Below are 17,530 nucleotides of genomic sequence, written 5' to 3'. Positions count from 1 at the left end.
GTGCTCGGCGGCGGCCACGAGGCCCGACTGAAGCATCCGGCGGTACGTGCAGGCGATTCCGGGGGCGGAGCAGCGGTCAAGTGACTGGTGCTCGCGATCAGGGCGAGTAGCCGGCGCGCGGCGGTCGGTCCTGACGCGCGCAGCCATTTCGCGCCGGGGAGCTGGCGGCCGGTGGCGCCCCTTCCTGCCGGGCCGAGGCCCGGTCATGCGCCGGGTGCGGCGGGGTCCGGGCGGCGATGAGGGCCACGTCGTCGCGGGTGCTGCCGAGGTCGCGGGCCAGCTGGGCGCACAACGGGGACAGCGGCAGGTCCTGGTGGCCGGCGGTGTACCGGCGCAGGCGCGTCATGCCGGTGTCGATGTCCTGGGTGCGGGATTCGATCAGCCCGTCGGTGTAGAGCACGAGGGTCGAACCGGGCGGCAGTGTCTCGCGGGCGGTGGGGCGGGGCCGGTCGGGGTGGGCGCCGAGGAGGACGGCGTGCGCACCGTTGAGGTAGGTCGTAGTGGTGCCGGTGCCGAGGAGCAGGGGTGGCGGGTGGCCGGCGACGGACCAGGACAGCTCCCACGATCCACCGTCCGTGGGGTGGAGGCGGGCGAAGATCACGGTGGCCAGATCGTCGAAGGCGAGGCGGGACTGGGCGAGGTCCAGTCGTTGCAGGATCTGCCCGGGTTCTTCATCGGGGCGGTCCACGGCCAGGGCGCGCAGCATGTTCCGCAGCTCGCTCATGCGGGACGCGGCGCGGATGTCGTGACCGACGACGTCGCCGATGACCAGTGCGATGCCGTCCTCTCCCAGCGGGAAGGCGTCGTACCAGTCGCCGCCGACTTCGGCGACGCTGGCGGCGGGCCGGTAGTGGGCGGCCAGTTCCAGACCCGGCACCGTGGGGAGTTCCGTCAGCAGGGCGCGCTGGAGGGTCACGGCGATGTCGGCTTGCGCGGCGTGCAACCGGGTGTTTTCCAGCCCGAGTGCGGTGCGCCGGGCGACTTCTTCGGCCAAAGCCCGGTCGGCCTCGTTGAACGGTGGGCCGGCCGCGGCGCGGGTGAGGGTCAGCGCTCCGAACGTCGTGGCCCGCAGCCGCACGGGCACGACGAGCGCGTCGGCCGCCGCCGACGGCGTGGAGAGGTGCCGGGTTCCGCCGCCGCGCAGAACACCCCGCAGGGCGGCTTGGTGAGCGGAATGCTCCGCCGTTCTCGGAGGCACCGCGTCACCGAGATCGTGGGCCCAGGCGATGCGCCGCAGTTCCCGGCCCTCGGCCAGGTCGATGACGGCGGCGTCGGCGAGGCGGGGTACGAGCAGCCGCACGAGGCGTTCGAGGGCCTGCCCGGCGTCGAGGGTGCTGACCATGGCGAGCGTCACGTCGCTCAGCCAGCTGATCTCCGCCAGGTCGTATTCGGCCTGCTCTCGCATGGTTTCGCTGTGCGCGTAGCGGTTGGCGCGCCGGCCGTCGCGCTCACGCTGCGCGGACATGTCGTGGAAGACGACCACGGCGCCGGTGCCGTGCCCGGCCTCGGGCGGCAGCGGCGCGGCGGACCACCACGCGGCAAGCGCGGAGCCGTCCCGGCGCAGCAGCACCGCGCGGTCACCGCTGATGCGCTTGCCGAGCGCGGCCTCGCGCAGGACCGGCTGCCGGCCGGGGAAGCCGGAGCCGTCACCGGTGTGCGGTTCGAGCACGTCGTGGGCGTTGACGCCCGGCAGCGTGCCCGGTTCGTAGCCCAGCAGCCGCTCCGCCCACGGGTTGCAGGCGATCACCACACCGTCGGCGTCCACGGCGTACACGCCCGCGCCCGCCGCCGCGAAAATCGCCGGCACCAGCGCTTCCGCCGTCCGGGAAACAGGCGGCGCATCGGTATCGGGGATGCTCTCCACGCATTCTCTTTGCCCCGCGCGGCCGGCGTTCAACCCCGGGCAGGAGCCGTCGGAGCGGAGCCGGCGCTCACACTCGGTCGTCCGAGTTGCCGGGCGGCGAGGCGGTGTCGGTGTCGGCGCCGTTGTCGGCCTGGCGTTCGGTGCGGTCGGTGCCGTGCCAGTCCAGGCACAGCACGGTGGCGTCGTCCTGGAGTTGATTGCGGCAGGCGTGCCGCACCGCCCTGGTCGCCGCCCGCACCACCTCCCGGGAGTGGAGCTCCTCGGTCTCGCGGATCAGAGCGGGCAGGTCGACGCCGGCGGCGGCGCGTTCGAACATGCCGTCGGTGAGCAGTACCAGCCGGTCGCCGGGGCGCAGGTCCAGCCGTTGCACCCGGTACTGGTACGGCTTGAAGCCGAAGAGCAGGTCGATCTCCAGCTCGATCTCCGTCACCGCGCCGTCGCGCAGCAGCAGTGGTGGGGGATGTCCGGCGTTCACCAGCTCGACCCCTCCCGCGCGCAGGTCCACGCGGAGCAGCAGCCCGGTCGCCAGGGATACGTCCTCGCCGTGGTCGAGCAGGGCCTGGTTGGCTTGGCGGGCCTGTTCGGCCAGGTCGTGGCCGGCTCGGCGGGCGCCGCGCAGCGCCCCGACCAGCAGGGTGGCGGTCAGTGCGGAGGTCACGTCGTGGCCGGCGGCGTCGGTGATCGACAGGTGCAGGGTGTCGCGGTCGAGGGTGTAGTCGTAGGTGTCGCCGCCGATGTCGTCGGCGGGCACCAGGGCGCCGGCGATGGTGAACTGGGCTGCCTCGCAGCAGGAGGCCGAGGGCAGCAGCTGGTGCTGGATCTCCGCGGCCAGGCTCATCGGAGTGGTGCGCCGGCCGGTGTGGTAGCGGTCGGTGAAGCGGCGGTCGGTGACGATGACGTAGGCCAGCGCGTGTGCGGCTTCCCCCAGCTGGGCCAGCACTTCGTCGTCGCAGGAGGGCACGGTCGCTTCCAGGACACCGACGCAGTCGCCGCGGTTGGTCACCGGCAGCACCGCCCGGACCCCGTCGTCGTTCTGCTCCTGCCACGGCTGCTGGGTGCGCAGCACCTTCTCGTAGGCGCTGTCCCGCAGATCGACCGGCTCCGGGTCGTGCCCGTCGGGGTCCTGTGCGGTCGAGGTCAGCCGGACCAGGTGTTCCTCGACGAGGTCGACCAGCAGGAACGACACGTCGAAGGCGCCCAGCCGCTTCGCGAGGTCGCGCGCGACGACCTCGACCGACTCCACGGGCGGGGCGCTCTCGGCCGCCGCCAGCACATCACCCGATCCCAACGCCCCTCCGTCCACGGCAACCTCCGACCAACACCTCGAGCCCGCTCAACCTCATCATCCACTGCCCCGCCGCAGTGCGGGCGAGGTGTCGTACGACGGGGTTGACCGCGGCCGCCGCTGACGACGGGACCGGTCGTTCCCCGGCGCCTGAATGTCCGTTCTGCTGGTCCGGTCCTCGCGCTGCGATGTCCGCGGCCTCCCGGGCCGCCCAGGTGCGGCGCAGGTGGGCGAGGAGGTCGTTCAGCCGGTCGCGGTCGGCTTGGGCGAGACCGCGCATTTCCTCGATCGCCGCGTCCGTGACGCGCGCGAAGTCGGCCTGCGCCGCGGCCACGCCGGCGGGCGCCGCGACACGGTCGTCACGGTCCCCAGCGTGAGCGGCCGCCCACGCGGCATCCTGGGCAGCGGACAGCCGGCGGCCTCCGCAGCGAGCAAGTCCACACCGCGAGCCTCGGCGACGACGCTCTCCGCGGTACTGACCGCGATCTGGTGCATCAGCGTGCGCTGCTCGGCGTCGGCGGTCTCGGCCAGCCGCTCTGGCACACCTGGATCTGTGATCCGGTCCCGTTCGGGACCACCCCTCGGACGGCTCGGTCATGATCACCACGTTTCCGGTCGCGTGGGCAGCGCGTGTCCCGTGTCGTTCACCCGCGTCGGCCGGTCGGGTGTCAGGTGCCGAGACGGCCGTAGATGCGGCCAGCTGGTTCAACGCGGCCGGCGGGTCGAGTTGCGCGAACTGCCCGAGCAGCTCCGCCGCCGCGTAGGCCTCGGCCTCCGACAGCACGGCCGCGCACCGCTCCCGCCGGCCCTGCTCCAGCAACCGCGTCAAGGCTTCGGCGTACTCGGCCATGTCACGCACTCCGACCAGGCCGTAGCGCTCATCGAGCGGGCTCTCCTGCGTGATGTCGTCGCTCACGGTCGTACGCGCTTCTCGTCACCCGTTCGGCTGGCTCCAGAAAACCTGTGCCGCCCGGAGTAGACATTCAACGATGGGTGTGTGTAGTGTTCTTCTCGTAGCGAGAGAGACAACGTCTGGCAGGCGCGGGAGAGGACGTAACTACCCGCGAGGTGAGACAAGGCGGTCAGGCAGCACGGAGCCGATCTAGGGAACAAGGTTTCGGCTGGTGACCGCGAGCATTACTCCAGGACCGGGTCGTGAAGAAGGTCCGACCGAGCAGTACCGGTTCCGGAGCGGAAGTGCAGGACGCGGGCGGAGTGAATGTGCCCGTGAAGAACGGCAGTATCAGTGTTGCAGCAGTTGCAGGATCGGTAGTTGAAGATCAGCAGTACCAGTAGTAGTTGTTGTGCGAAGTTGAAGTGCAGTTGCAGGACGTGTCAGGTGGCCGGGGCCGATCAGTGGAAGGGGTTCCGGGCAGTGACCAGCGGCGTCAGCGTGCTGGGACCGATCAGTGGAAGGGTTCCGGCAGTGACGGCTGCAGCAGGAAGCGAAGTAGCAGTACCGGCAAGTGAAGTGGCAGTACCGAGTAAGTGGAAAACACAGGAAAGAAGGGAACGGGAACATCATTGGATCGCCCGCAGCGGCCAGGTAGTGCCGCGCGGGTGCCGCAGTCCCATCGAGTTCGGAGGTGGTGCTCGGTCACGAGTAAGCGATCCCCGCGGAATCCGGCTTTCGGCCGGACGCGGGTGCAGGAAGCCGGCGGTCGCGCCGGTTGACAATGGTGAAGATCCCTACCCTTGAGGACCCCGGGTGCCGCAGTGGCACCCGGGGTCCTCTGTGACGTGGAGGTGGAATGATCCCTGACCAACAAGGCCCGGCCACGCCGAGCGCGGCCGACAAGTTCGACGACGAGCAGTACCCCGCCTACACGATGGGCCGGGCCGCCGACATGCTCGGCACCACCCAGGGCTTCTTGCGCAGCCTCGACGAAGCCGGCCTGATCACCCCGCAGCGCTCCGCCGGCGGGCACCGCCGCTACTCCCGCCACCAGCTGCGTCTGGCCGCCCGCGCGCGGGAACTGGTCGATCAGGGCACTGGCATCGATGCCGCCTGCCGCATCATCACTCTCGAAGACCAGCTCCACGAAGCCCAGCGCCGCAACGCCAAACTCCCGGCCGGCGACTGAATCCCGACTTCGGCACGCGGCCCCGGCGCCACGTGCCGATGTGCATCCGACGGTGTCCCCACGCCACTGCCGGGCCGGTAACGCGGCACACCGTCTTCGGCTGAAGGGGACGTCTGCGCACCGGATGCGCGGACGTCCCCTTCAGCTCACGTCACAAGGCGAGGACGAACGCGACCGCCCGCGCCCAGCGTTCGTCGGCCGCCAACGCGCGTTCCGCGTCCGGGAGGTTGATCGCGCCGTCGCCGGCGTGGTCGTTGGCCAGCGTCGAGAACGTGCCCTCCAGGTACGTCAGCACGGTCGCGTGCAGAGTGGACTCGAGGTCGTCGTCCTCCAAGGCCGCCAGCAGCATCGTCGTGAGGTCCAGGACGTGCTGCCACTCGGGCGACCCGTCGTCTTCGACGTCGAACGCGCCGAGGCGCGCCAGGTCCTCGTCCGCCGGATCGGCCGAACCCGTGGCCCGGGCCAGCGCCGTGGTGAACGCCGCGTCGGCCGCGGCCCGCAGGTGCGGCCACTTGACCCACCCGGGGCCGGCTTGGACGTAGGCCCGCGCCCAGATCGAGGCGCAGGCCGCCCAGCCGTCCGCCGGGGGGCGGGTGGCCAGCCCGCTGGTCGTTTTGCCGACCAGCGAGCTGATGTCGACTGACGTCATTCGGTTCCCTCGATGATGCCCTTGACGATCTTCGCGCACATCTCGGTACAGGGCCAGGGCGTGTTGTTCACCCCCTTGGCGATGCCCCACCGGACCTGCGTCGCGCCATCCGGTACCGACATGATGATGTTCACCTCCGCGTGATACTTGCCGCTGACGATATTGGCCCTCGGTACGCCGAGTTCCACCAGGCGTTCGATCTGTTGATCCGATAGGGCGCGACCGGAACGCGCGGCGAAGATCTGCGTCGTACCGTCGGGCAGCCGGGTCTCGTGCAACGCCACGGTGGACCTGTTGTGGGCTATGTTTCCACCCTTCTGGAGCAGGGCCAGGTCGTGCACCTCGACCGCGGCCTCCCGCAGCGCGCCCGGCTGGGACAGCCCACCCGCCGCCAGGCCGCCGGCACCCGCCTCCCGGCCGGTGGTTCCGGTGGCACGGCCACCGGACTCGGCGGTGGCGCCCAGCGCCTGCGCCGTCTTCGTCACCGCCGACATGTGGAGCGTGGCCCCGAGCGAGATGACGGCCTCGGCCCGGTCGACGGTTTCCTTGCTCAACCCGGTCGTGGCCTGGACGGCCATGCTGGTCAACGTGCTTTCGTCCTCGCCGGAGTAGAGCTGCCGCAGCCCGGTGGCCGCGGTGTCGGCGCCGTGGACGAACACGACGGCCCCGGCGACCGCCCCGACCCCGGTCCACGACGTCGCCGCGCCGAACGCAGCGCCGGTACCCGCCTCGGAGAACCCGCCGACCAGCTTCAGCCCGCCCATCACGCGGTTCCACGTGCTGAGCCCGTCCGGGTCGGTCAGCCGCACCGGGTTGTCGGAGGCGTAGCTGTAGGACGCCAGGTTGAACGGCTGGTGCACCCCGCCGTTCGGTGCTCCGTCCAAATAGGACGACGACGCTGGGTCCGCGCTCTGCCAGAGGTTCGTCCGCGGGTTGTAGTAGCGGGCGCCGTAGAAGTAGAGCCCGGTCTCCTTGTCGAACTCCTTCCCGTTGTACTGGTACGGCACCGGTTCCTGGGTCTTCGTCTCCTCGACCCAGCTTTCCCCGTAAGCGAAGTACTCCTGGTGCGAGGCGAGCTTGCCGCGTTCGTCGGTGACGTACGTTGCCGAGCCCAGGTGGTCGGGGTGGAAGTAGAACTGGTCGTGCTCGTAGCCGGAGTCGGCGGCCTTCTTGCTCAGCAGCCTGGTGTCGCCGAGGAAGTAGTGCTTGACCGCCCTGCCGTCGACGCGGCTGTAGTTCGTGCCGATCGCGACGTGGGTCTGCTTGCCCTCCTTGGCGACCCGGTTGCCCGCGTCGTCGTAGACGAACTTCACGGTGGGCTGGTCGCCCTTGTCGTCGCAGGACGTCGGGTCCTGCTTGACCGTGCCCGATTCGTCGCCGTAGACGCACTCGAGCCGGTTCTCCTCGTTCCAGACGAACTGCGTGCGCTTGCCGCCGGTGGTCTCGGCGGCGGCCAGCACTGCGTTCGCCTGCACGGCGGCGTCAGCGCTGCGGCCGGTGGTGATGTCGATCAGGTTGCCGCCGGCGTCGTAGGACTGCACGTCGGCGCCGATCTTGCTCGGTGCGTGCGGCAGGCCGCCGTAGGTGTACTTCTGCGTGTAGGTGGTCGGGGCCTGCGGCTGCGTGCTGCCCGACGTGGTCACCAGTTCGTGCTTCTGCTGCTTGCCGGTGGTGTTGTTCAGCGTGTCGTAGGTCAGGTCCAGCTGGTAGCGGTTGACCTTGCCGGTGTCGTTGCGGTACGAGCCGGTGGCCGACGTCAGCCGGTACAGGTCGTCGTGGCCGTAGGTCTGGGTGCTCGGCCCGCCGATCTCCTTGGCGCCCGGCACCGCCACGTCGTTGGTCAGCGAGGTGACGTTGCCGACCTTGTCGTAGCCGTAGGAGACGTTCTGGAACTCGCGGTCGTCGGACTGCGCCGTGCTCAGCGTGGCCAGGCGCCGGTCGGTGTCGTTGTAGCGGTAGGTCGTCCGGACCCCGGAGCCGGTCTCCTGCAGCACCTTCTGCCCGAACTTGTCGTAGTCCAGCCGGGACAGGTAGCGGTAGGTGCTGCTGCCCTTGACGCCGGTGGCCGAGGTGACCTGCCCGCCGCTGTCGTAGCCGTAGGTGAGCTTCTCCCCGTCGGGGTAGGTGGTCTCCAGCACGCGGTTCCAGGTGTCGAACCGGGTCGTCGTGGTGAACGACTTCCCGCGGTCGTCCTTGGTCCCGACGTCGGCGCCGAGCGTCCGGGTCTCCCGCGTGAGCTCGCCGAGCGGCCCGTAGCCGCGGGTCAGGGTGCCCGCCGCGTCGTGGATCGCGGTGATCCGGCCGGCACCGTTCTCCGGGGCGCCGAGCGCGCCGTAGGTGTAGGTGACGTTGTTGCCGGTGAAGACCGGGTACCGGATCGCGGTCAGCCGGGTGAACTCGTAGTCGTACTCGATCGCCTTCTTCTTGGCCCGCAGCGTCGGCGTCACCTTGCCGACGACGTTCCCGGCCAGGTCGTAGGCGGTCTCGACCTTCCCGGAGTCCGGGCTGTCGACGACCGTGCGGCGGCCGAAGTTGTCGTACGCGGCCTTGGTCGTGTTGTTCCGGTCGTCGGCCACGGACGTGATCTGGCCCATGACGTCGTAGCCGTAGCTCGTCCAGATCACAGGCTGCCCGGCGGCGGGGTTGGCCTCCTTGACCGCGGTGGTCAGCCCCCGCGTGTCGGTGTAGCCGCGGCGCTGCTTGCCGTTGGCGTCCGTGGAGACCGTCTCGAACCGCGTGGTGCCGGACCGGTCGGCGCCGAACCCGAACGCCGTGGCCGAGGTGCTGCCGTCCGGGATGACCGTGCTGGTCGTCCGGTCGAGGATGTCGTAGGCGAGCCGCGTCGGCGTGACGGCGTCGACGGCCGGATCGAACGCGAAGTTGCCGTCTCCCTTCGGTTCGGTGGTGGGGTAGTACTGCTCGACCGTGCGGCCGGCGAAGTCGAACACGGTGTGCCCGGACACGGTCATCACCGCCGCCGCGTCCGCCCCGGCTTCGGGGGCGACGTCGGCGTCCTTCTTGGTCTGCAGGATCCGGCCGAGCCCGTCGGTGAACTGGACGGTGTCGATGGTGTCGTCCCGGACGCTGGTCGCCGTGTTGTCGATATGTCGGCTGACCGCGTAGGGCACCGGCGCCTCGGGGTGGTACTCGAAGCCGACGGTGACCCGGTTCTCGGGGATTTCGTGCGGCCCGGCCACGAACGACACCCGGCCGAACCGGTCGTAGTTCGTGTGCACGCGCTGGAAGTTCTTGTCCAGCGTCGTTTCCGGCAGGCCGTACTTGTAGTTGTGCGTGACGGCCGTGCGGTAGCCGTAGCTGTCCACGGTGGTTTCGAGGTGAACCCCGACCACCGGGTCGTAGCCGTAGTCCAGCCGGTACCGCTGACCGGCCTTGTTCACCGGCCCGACGACGGCCTTGAGGTTGCCGTTGCCGAGGTACTCCAGATCGGTGACGGCCTTCGTGCCGTCGGCCAGTGCGGCCCGCACCTGTTTCACGTCACCGGTCGTGCAGTCCACTGTGGATTCGCGGTGGCGCGTGGTGTTCTTCGCCGCGGTGCCGATGACGTCGACCACGCTCGCCACGTCGACGATGTTGCGGGCGCGGCACGCGGCGTCGGTCGCCGAGTACTGCGCCCTGGTCTCGACGTCGTCGGCGGTCCCGGTGTCCGCGGCGTCGAAGATCCGGGTCGGGTTGCCGAACTGGTCGTACTCGTGTTCGGTGTAGGTGGTCTTGCCCGCCGCGGCGCCGCCCTCGTAGAAGCGGTCTTCGGTGCGCGACGCGAGCGGGAAGACCGTGGCCGTCGTGCTCGCCGGGTCCGCGACCTTGCCGGTGGCCACGTCACGCAGGGTGTAGCTGGTGAGCGACTCGGTGAACAGGCGTCCGGCGCCGTCGGCGGTGAAGGTGCGGGTGAGCAGGCCGCGGGTGTAGACCGAGTCGGTGCGGTACTCGCTGGTGGTGCTGCGGTAGACGGCGTTGCCGGGGGCGAGCTGTTCGCTGACGACGCGCCCGTAGCCGAGGAACTGGCGTTCCAGCCGGTCGTACCGGCCGTCGGTGTAGCGGAAGCCGGACGACTGGAAGTCCTGGCCGTCACCCGGGTGCCCGTCGAACAGCGTGGTGCGCGAGAGGACCCAGCGTGACTGCGGCAGGTCCTCGGTGTTGCCGTCGCGGGTGTAGTCGAGCTCGAATCGCGCGCCCAGCGGGCGGTTCACCGTGCGCAGCAGGTTCGTGCGCCCGGTTTTGTTCTCGGCCACCACCAGCTCGTTGTCACGGGTGGAGCGGACCTGGTCGGCGTACCCGTCGCCGTTGACGTCGCGCAGCGCGACCTCGGACCGGCCGATGCCCCGCGAGGTGTCGGCGCCCGGGTTGAACACGACGCAGGCGCCGGCCAGGATGCCCAGGCAGAACCCGAAGGTGAAGTACGCGCCACCGCCGAGGTTCGCGCTGCTGTCGGCGGTGATCCCGGCGGTGCTGCCGCCGAACGGCGTCGGTGGCGCGAACCCGCTGCCGGTGTTGATCGCGACGGCCAAGGGCTGACCGTCGCGCGAGAACACGCGGTCGGCGAGGCCGTCCCCGGTCACGTCCTGGAGCCCGGCTTCGGTCTTGGCCTGGCCGGTGCCCGCCGAGACCCCGCCGGCCAGGCCGTAGAAGTCGTTGTTGAAGCCGAGGTTGACGGCGGCGTTGCGGGTGCTGGAATCGGCCAGCGGCCCGCCGGGCCACGGTTCGGCCGCGGCGAACTCGTAGCCGAGGTTCAGCGCCGCGGTCCCGTTCGCGTAGACGCGGTCCGGCAGCGTGTCGCCGTTGATGTCGAGCAGGTCGAACGCGGCGTCGGACTCGCCGCCGCCGACGCTGCCGCCGATGCCCAGGCTCGGCAGCTCGCTGCCGGACTGCGCGGTGGTGGCGGACTTGTCCGCCGAGGGCCCGGTCAGGCCCCGGCCGTTGGCTCCGCTGCGCGCCGGGCTGCCGGCGTTCGCGGACGCGGTGAACGCCGTGGTGTCGGATTCGCGCACGGTGCCGGTGCCGAGGCTGCCGCGGGTCGCGCCCAGCCCGCCGGTGACGTCGGAGTACTGGATCCCGGCCGGGCCGACGACGTCGGGGAAGCGGTCGCCGTTGAGGTCGAGGAAGTCGACCTGCCCGGAACTGCGGCCGCGCGCGACGCTCGCCCCGGCCCCGATCGGGACACCCGGGATGCTCGCGCCGAACGTGGTCGAGATCTGCGACGTGCGCGCCACCCGGGACACGCCGGTCGCGCCGGCGATGTCGGCGTCCTGGGCGACGTCGATGCGGTCGGTGCCCAGCCGCGACGACGCGGCCGTGCCGGCGGCGACCCAGGTGTTGCCGTCGTCGCTGCCCCAGCGTTCCAGCGCGGGCCGCGGCGCGAGCAGGACCGCGTTCGGCCTGCTGACCCGCCCGTCGAAGCCCGGCACGTCGGATTCCCGCGGGGCGCCCGGGATCTTGTCGCGGAAATTCGCGTCGAGCACGAGGTCGCGCTGCACGATCGGGGTGCCCGCGCGGTCGCGGTTGCCCTGGTAGCCGATGGCCGCCCAGCCGCGGTAGGGCTCGGCGAACGCGCCCTGCTCGGCCGCGGCGTGCAGGGCGCTCGGCACCGGCGTGAACGGCATGCCGTCCGTGCTGACCGACGCCGTTTGGCTGGTGACCCGGCTCGGCAGGCCGGTGTCCAGGGTGGAGTAGTCGAAGAACAGCTCGTCGCCTTCGGTGACCGGCACCGTGAGCTGCGCGTCGGGCACCTGGCCGTTCACGACGTCGAGCACGCGCTTGGCCAGCAGCGCGCCCCGGCGCTTGACGGTGAACACGACGTGCGCGTCCCCGGTGAGGGCGAGTTCGGGCCGGACGGTGAGGTCGCCCGTGCGGCCGGCGGTGTAGCTGCCCTGCGGCGTCGCCGACGAGTCGACCGGGTACAGGTCCACCGCGTAGGGCGGGTCGATGACGAAGGTCGGCTTGCCCTGCTGGTCGAAGACGGGCACGTCGCCCTGGGCGGCGGTGTAGTGCGCCGACGGCACCCAGTGCAGCGTCCCGGCGTCGATCGGGGAGTCCGTCTTGAGGCGCCACGACAGCGTGTCGTTGGCCGAAACCGGGATGTCCAGGTCGACCGGCACGGTCGTCGCGCTCCCGGCGGGCAGCGGGCGGTTGAGCACCTCGGTGCCGTTGCGGGTGATCACGACCGTGACGTCGTCGGTGGTCGGGCCGACCTTCGAGACGTCACCGGAGAGGTGCAGGGTGCCGGTCAGCGGCGCGGTGACCGTCGACGGGCGGCCGCCGAGGGTGAAGTCCCGCGAGGCCCGGTAGTGGTGGACGTCGAGGCCGTTGACGTCGGTGGCCGGCGTGACTCCGGTGTAGGTGACGTCGGGGTCCCAGTCGACCTGGTCGAACCGGCCGTCGGCGACGGACTGGACGCGGAAGTAGAGCCGGTCGCCGCGGTGCACGGCGACACTGTCCACAGTGGCTGGGGGATAGGGGGCGTGGTCGCGCGCGGTGATGCGCTGCGCCCACAGCTCGGTGTCCTCGTGCTGCACGGCCACGCGGACGCCGTCGGCGGCGCGGTCGTCGCCGGGGTCCGAGGCCAGCCGGGCGGCGCCGCCGATCTTGACCGTGCCGTCGTAGGGCGCGACCCACCGGCGCACGCTGTCCAGCAGCGGGAACGCGTCGATCTGGCGCTCGATCTCGGCGGTCTGGTCGCCGACGACGGGCCCGTTCACGGCGCCGCTGCCGATCGGGACCGGCGTGTCCTTGCTGTTGGCGCTGTAGACCGGGTTGCCCTGCGCGTCGAGGTGCCCGAACAGGACGCCGCCGTCGTTCACCAGGTCGGCGATGCCGTCGCCGTTGACGTCGGTGAGGTAGCGCTCGGTGCGCGTGGTGGTCGCGACGTGGTCCAGCTGCGCGGCGATCCCGAAGTACGACTCGGCGCCCGAGGTCGTCGAGCGGGACGACTCGGCGGAGATGCCGGGCAGGTTGGGGAGCTTGATCGGCGTGTCGCCGAACTTCGGCGCGCCGCCGGGCCGGGCGAGGTTCGGCCGGTAGAAGACCCCGGCGCCGGTCCGGAACACCTTGTCCGGCAACGTGTCGCCGTTGACGTCGGTCAGCGAGAGCAGGCCTTCGGACTCGCCGGCGCTGAACCCGGCCTTGGCGCCCGCGGAGCCGGCCTTGCGGACGGCGACCGGGTTGAACCCGACGTAGAGGTGCCCGCCGGCGCTGCGCGAGGTGGTGGCCGACAGCGCGCTGGCCTGCCCGTCGGGGACGCTCTGGCCGAGCGAGTCGCCCGGCACGCTCCACCCGAGCGCGTCGCCGAACGCCTGGTACCGGCCGTCGGCGGCGCGGATGTCGTCGTAGTAGTCGAAGGTGTGGGTGGTGAACGGGGAGCCGTCCTCACCGAACTGCGTGACCGACTGCAGGAGCGTCTTGTGGAACGCGCCGGTGCGGTAGTTCAGCTCGTAGCCGCGCACCGGCTTGTCGTCGAGCTGGATGTCGACGCGCCGCAGCAGGTCGGCGGTGACCTGCTTGAAGCCGTTGCGCCCGTCGATCATGACGTCCGGCCGCCGGGCCTCGCCGCGTTCGCGGTCGCGGGTGAGGTTGATGCTGTAGCGGCCTTCGATCTTGCCCTGGCCGGTGTAGGTGATCTTCTTCGCGTACAGGGCGACGCCGGGCACGGTGCCGCCGGTGACGCCCGGGTCGGCCACGCGGACGTGGTGGTAGCGCACGAAGTTGTCGTGCGTGTCGCGGATTTCGCTCAGCGCCCAGACGGCGATGTCGCCCGCCTCGCGGGCGAGTGTGGTGCTGTCGCCGGTGGCCGCGGTAGGGCCGCCGAAGATCGAGCGTGTGCCTTTCTTGTCGGTGACCTCCCACCAGTATTCGCGGGGGTTCGCGCCGTGCCGGACAATGGTGCGGAATTGTCCTTCGGTCCGGGTGTGGAACACCTTTTCCGCGGTGCGCGCCTGCAACGGCGTCCGATTGGCCACCGGGGTGAGCTGTTCGCCGCCGAACAGGTAGGTCTCGGTTTCGAGGCCGGCGTCGTAGCGCGGCACGCCCCAGCGGGTGTCGATGGTGATCGACGGCAGCCCGAGGTCCCAGCCCTGCCCGGTCCAGCCGCCGGTGTTCGAGGAGTTGTAGGTCAGTGCGAGGCTCGGCTGCGCGTCACCGCGGCCGGGCGGCAGTTCGATGGGGTAGGTCAGCCGCGCTTCGCCGTTGTTGTTCGCGGTCGGCGGCTCGATGAGGTTGATCCCGGTGGCGGGGTCGGCGGCCTGGATTCCCTTGAGCTGGTTGGGGTTGAAGGACACCCCGTCCGGGTGGGCTGGCACGTCGGAGACACCGGTCCCGGGCGCGGCGGACGACAGCAGGGGTGCGAGCGGACCGTTCTGGGCGGGCGGCAGCAGGGCGACTACGAGGAGGAGGACCACTCCCCGGGCCACGTGCTTGCGGTTTCTTCGAAGGGTGACCGACAGGCGACGACGAGGGTTCCAGGCCATGTTCCCGAGACCTCCAGTTCGGTGGCACCGGGGTCGTCGTGTGGATCAACCGAACAGTTACCGTTTTTGTCTGGTTTCTGTCTTGGTGGGAAATTCTTCGTCCGAAGGGTCGCTCGGGTGTTGAAGCCACTGCGGGAGACAGTTCACCTGGATGGCCGAATCGTGAATGCGGGGCTGTCCGCGCGGCACGTGACCGGCCGACCGGCAAAATTGCCGCTTTGCACGGTTTTTCCGATCAGCTGAATGGCCGATTGACGCAGGTCATCGCCATGTCGACGGGTGTCGGAGGAACTACCGGTCCGTGCCTGTCGTCGTCCCTAGGCTCCTTCCGAGGGTGATCGCAACCGTCGCGTCGCGGCGGAGGGGGAGGCCCGGGTGGCCGGGGGCAACCGCGCTTTGCTGCGCGCACTGGGGGTGGCGGTGACGCTGTTCGCGACGGGGGTCACCCCTGCCTACGCAGGGCAGGGGACGACCGCCGTGGCCGAGGCGCCGTCGGCGGACTGGGTCTGGGTGCGGTATCTGGCGCGTGCCCACCCGTACGGCACGGCGATCGCCGAGTCTGGTGCGGCTCAGTCCTCAGCTTCGCGACAGCGGAGATCCGGCTGGCGACGAAGCCGTCCTGCGGTGAGCCTGGGTTTTAGCTGACGCCCTGCGGGGCCAGCCTTCGGGCGGGCGGGCGGGCGAAGTCGACGACCGCGACCCTGGTGGTCACGCCCGTTAGTTCGTCGGGGGTTATGTCGTCAGGGGCGGGGGTGCGTGGTGATCGTGACGACCGAGGCGGGTCAGTAGCCGGTTGAGGTCGTCACGTGTGAACGTCCAGTCGAAGGGTTGGGCCGTGCGGTTGTATCGGTCTTGAAAGGACAGAAGTCGCTCCGTCACGTGGTCGAGGTCGCGGAAGTCGTCGGGTGTCAGGGCTTTGCGTTGGACGACGGAGAAGTAGATCTCTACCTGGTTGAGCCAGGACGCGTGCACGGGTAAATGCACCATGTGCGCGTTGGGCCAGGCTTTGGACATACGGTCCGCGGCGGCCCAGTTCTTGTGGGAGGCGCCCTGGTCTACCACCCAGAACACCCGCCGGGCCGAGGCGTAGGGCTCGGTGGTCATAACCTGTTCGACGAGCCGGGCGAACGGGACGATGCCGGTGGTGTCCTCGCAGCGTCCGAATACCCGAGCGTGGTGCACGTCGTAGGCGGCGAAGTAGGCCAGGGTTCCTCGCCGGGCGTATTCGTGCTCGACCCGCATCGCCGGCCAGGCCCGGCCGGCAGGCTGGGGTGGATACGCGGACGCGCCTGGATGCCTGGTTTCTCGTCCGCGCTGATGACGAAGTCGTTGTCACCCAAGGGCTCGCCTTCCCATCGCCGGTCGTACAGGTCGAGCACTCTGGCGGCTTTGACCGCGAAGTGCGGGTCGCGAGGGAAGATCCACGACTGGTGCTGCCACGGCTTGATCGCGTCCGCGGCCGGCCAGCGGCGCACCGTGGACGCCGATATCCGCTCGCAGATGCCGCGGCCGGCCGCCTCGCGGGCTAGCTCCGGGCAGCTCCATCGGGCGAGCGCGGCGCCCGTCTGAGCGGGCGGCTCGCAGGCCAGCGCCTTGACCTCGGCCACCACTGCGGCGGGGAAGACCCGCGGCCGCCCGCTGCGGGGCCGGTCGGCCAGGCCCGGCATGCCATGCCGGCAGAACCGCCCGCGCCATTTGCGGACGGTGTCGTCGGTGCTGCCCAGCCGGCGCGCGATCACCGCGTTCGGGTCACCGTCGGCGGCGGCCAGCACGATCCGCGCTCGCAGCACCTGACGGTGCTCGGCACAGCCCCGTCGCGCGAGGGCTTCCAGCGCCTGCCGGTCGGCTTGGCCGAGAATGACCACATACGGACTGGACGGCCCCACGCGACACCCATCACGAAGATCAACTATGTGGGTGTGACGGTATCGGGCATCATGAACCGCATGGCTGTCCCGCCCGAGTCGACCAAGACCTCGCTGCGTCAGCGTCTGCTGGCCCGAGCACGGGAACGCTGGCCCCAGCTGGGTGATGTCACCGTCCGCCATCGCGGCGCGTTCGCCTACGTCACCGGCCATCTTCCCGACGGTACGACCATGCCGCTGTTGCGGTTGCGCTACACCGGCTCCGCCTCGACCTGGGGCTTCGCTATCTACCGCGCAAGCCGTGACGGCTACGAAGACTCGTTCCTGCCCAGCGGATACTCGGCAGGCAGCCCGCAGGAAGCACTCGACTGCGCCTGCGGGCTCTACCTCAACGACTACACCGCGTGGCTACAACCCCCGACGAACTAACGGGCGCGACTACTAGCGTGCTCGATGTGGTCTCCGGCTTCAGGTTCCCCAACAGTGTGAAGCTCGTGGATGCGGCCCGGCAGACACAGGATGCGCATGTGAAGAGGCTGGGTTGTCCGGATGAATGCTGATCGCGCAGCGGAATGGTCGGCGATCGCGGGCATCGCGGGCGCTGTCGCCGCGATCGCCGGCGTCGTCGTCGCGGTTGGCGTACCTGATCGGTCGGCACGCCCGGGACGCGAGCCGAACTTCGGCGGTTGCATCGAAGGACGCCGCTGCTGCGGCTGACGCGATGCTGAAACTTGAACAGGGCCGCCGCTACGGCGAACTCGCGCCGCAGCTGTCGGTTGCTCTGACGGCGTATTCGCCGGATGAAGCCAACGACCTCTCGAGATTGACTTTGACGCTCACCGGTCCGATCGAACTGCCAATGTTGGACAGCGTCGAAATCCGGGTCCGTGACGTTTATTCGCACGCGGCAGGCATCGCAGGCGGTCCCACTGAGGAAGAGTTGGCATCGGTGATCTGGGGACCGCTGCGATTCCGCCCGCACATAGACGACGCCGACTCCGTCGGGCGAGCAACTCCGGGCGTGTCGGCCGTCAAAGGGACTCCAATCGTCCGGATACTTGAGCTGTCTCTGTCACCGCGCTGGACCGACCTCAGGTCGTGGCGTCAGCGGTACCGAACGAGCCCCTTGCAGCTGTCTGTCATCTGTCGGTTTGGGACGTACACCTGGACCCGCGTCATCGACGATCTTGTTGGAGTAGCAGTCCTTGACCGCACACAGATACAGCTTGCCCTCACCGGTCGGGTGCTCGGTGATGTCGGTCAGCCACTTGGTGTTCGGCGCCGTGGCGGTGAAGTCGCGGCGCAC

8 protein-coding genes and 2 pseudogenes are annotated in these 17,530 nt (G+C 70.2%); 2 read left to right on the top strand and 8 right to left on the bottom strand.

Translation table 11 applies throughout. From position 1 onward, the window contains the following. Positions 1-97: 97 nt before the first annotated feature. The 3 genes from ACLJQF_RS33635 to ACLJQF_RS33625 all read right to left on the bottom strand — a co-directional run bounded on the left by ACLJQF_RS33635 (position 98) and on the right by ACLJQF_RS33625 (position 3,692). Entirely contained in the window at positions 98-1,864 is a 1,767-nt protein-coding gene (locus ACLJQF_RS33635) for a SpoIIE family protein phosphatase (RefSeq protein WP_410614375.1), read from the bottom strand. A gap of 67 nt (positions 1,865-1,931) precedes the next feature. Then, the gene (locus tag ACLJQF_RS33630; RefSeq protein WP_410614374.1) at positions 1,932-3,152 is read right to left on the bottom strand and encodes a PP2C family protein-serine/threonine phosphatase; all 1,221 of its coding nucleotides are present in this window, start codon (positions 3,150-3,152) and stop codon (positions 1,932-1,934) included. A 240-nt stretch (positions 3,153-3,392) separates the two neighbouring features. Next, positions 3,393-3,692 (bottom strand): hypothetical protein, encoded by a 300-nt coding sequence (locus ACLJQF_RS33625; protein WP_410614373.1) that lies wholly within the window; start codon positions 3,690-3,692, stop codon positions 3,393-3,395. Between the two features lie 1,208 nt (positions 3,693-4,900). Between ACLJQF_RS33625 and ACLJQF_RS33620 the strand changes: the two genes are divergently transcribed. Beyond that, positions 4,901-5,233, top strand: a complete 333-nt coding sequence (locus tag ACLJQF_RS33620) for a MerR family transcriptional regulator (protein ID WP_410614372.1) — start codon at positions 4,901-4,903, stop codon at positions 5,231-5,233. Between the two features lie 151 nt (positions 5,234-5,384). On the opposite strand, the gene ACLJQF_RS33615 is transcribed toward ACLJQF_RS33620, so the two are convergent. The 4 genes and pseudogenes from ACLJQF_RS33615 to ACLJQF_RS33600 form a co-directional block, all read right to left on the bottom strand. Continuing rightward, positions 5,385-5,882: a hypothetical protein gene (locus tag ACLJQF_RS33615; RefSeq protein WP_410614371.1), complete on the bottom strand. Its 498-nt coding sequence runs from the start codon at positions 5,880-5,882 to the stop codon at positions 5,385-5,387. Further along, on the bottom strand, positions 5,879-14,359 hold the full coding sequence (locus tag ACLJQF_RS33610; protein ID WP_410614370.1) for a SpvB/TcaC N-terminal domain-containing protein: 8,481 nt from the start codon (positions 14,357-14,359) through the stop codon (positions 5,879-5,881). The genes ACLJQF_RS33615 and ACLJQF_RS33610 overlap by 4 nt, the downstream gene beginning before the upstream one ends. A gap of 732 nt (positions 14,360-15,091) precedes the next feature. Next, a complete protein-coding gene (locus ACLJQF_RS33605; protein WP_410614369.1) occupies positions 15,092-15,601 on the bottom strand; it encodes a transposase in 510 nt (169 codons plus the stop codon). 281 nt (positions 15,602-15,882) lie between these two features. Further along, positions 15,883-16,407: pseudogene (locus ACLJQF_RS33600) on the bottom strand (helix-turn-helix domain-containing protein); the annotation flags it as partial. Between ACLJQF_RS33600 and ACLJQF_RS33595 the strand changes: the two are divergent. Next, positions 16,297-16,653 carry a hypothetical protein gene (locus tag ACLJQF_RS33595; RefSeq protein WP_410614368.1) on the top strand — a complete coding sequence of 119 codons (357 nt, stop codon included), beginning with the start codon at positions 16,297-16,299 and terminating at the stop codon, positions 16,651-16,653. The pseudogene ACLJQF_RS33600 and the gene ACLJQF_RS33595 sit on opposite strands and share 111 nt — an antisense overlap. 751 nt (positions 16,654-17,404) lie before the next feature. Here ACLJQF_RS33595 and ACLJQF_RS33590 read toward each other — a convergent pair. Further along, positions 17,405-17,530: pseudogene (locus tag ACLJQF_RS33590) on the bottom strand (IS3 family transposase); the annotation flags it as partial.

The sequence above is a fragment of the Amycolatopsis sp. lyj-109 genome (assembly GCF_046548995.1).
Classification (GTDB): domain Bacteria; phylum Actinomycetota; class Actinomycetes; order Mycobacteriales; family Pseudonocardiaceae; genus Amycolatopsis.
The sequence above is the reverse complement of the archived record's forward strand: the minus strand, read 5'-3'. Positions and strand labels throughout refer to the sequence as shown.

What these genes read in the sequence shown, in the direction of transcription:
- ACLJQF_RS33605 (WP_410614369.1), bottom strand. Translation starts at nt 15,601, where the DNA reads ATGCGGGTCGAGCACGAATACGCCCGGCGAGGAACCCTGGCCTACTTC.
- ACLJQF_RS33620 (WP_410614372.1), top strand. Translation starts at nt 4,901, where the DNA reads ATGATCCCTGACCAACAAGGCCCGGCCACGCCGAGCGCGGCCGACAAG.
- ACLJQF_RS33610 (WP_410614370.1), bottom strand. Translation starts at nt 14,359, where the DNA reads ATGGCCTGGAACCCTCGTCGTCGCCTGTCGGTCACCCTTCGAAGAAAC.
- ACLJQF_RS33615 (WP_410614371.1), bottom strand. Translation starts at nt 5,882, where the DNA reads ATGACGTCAGTCGACATCAGCTCGCTGGTCGGCAAAACGACCAGCGGG.
- ACLJQF_RS33595 (WP_410614368.1), top strand. Translation starts at nt 16,297, where the DNA reads ATGAACCGCATGGCTGTCCCGCCCGAGTCGACCAAGACCTCGCTGCGT.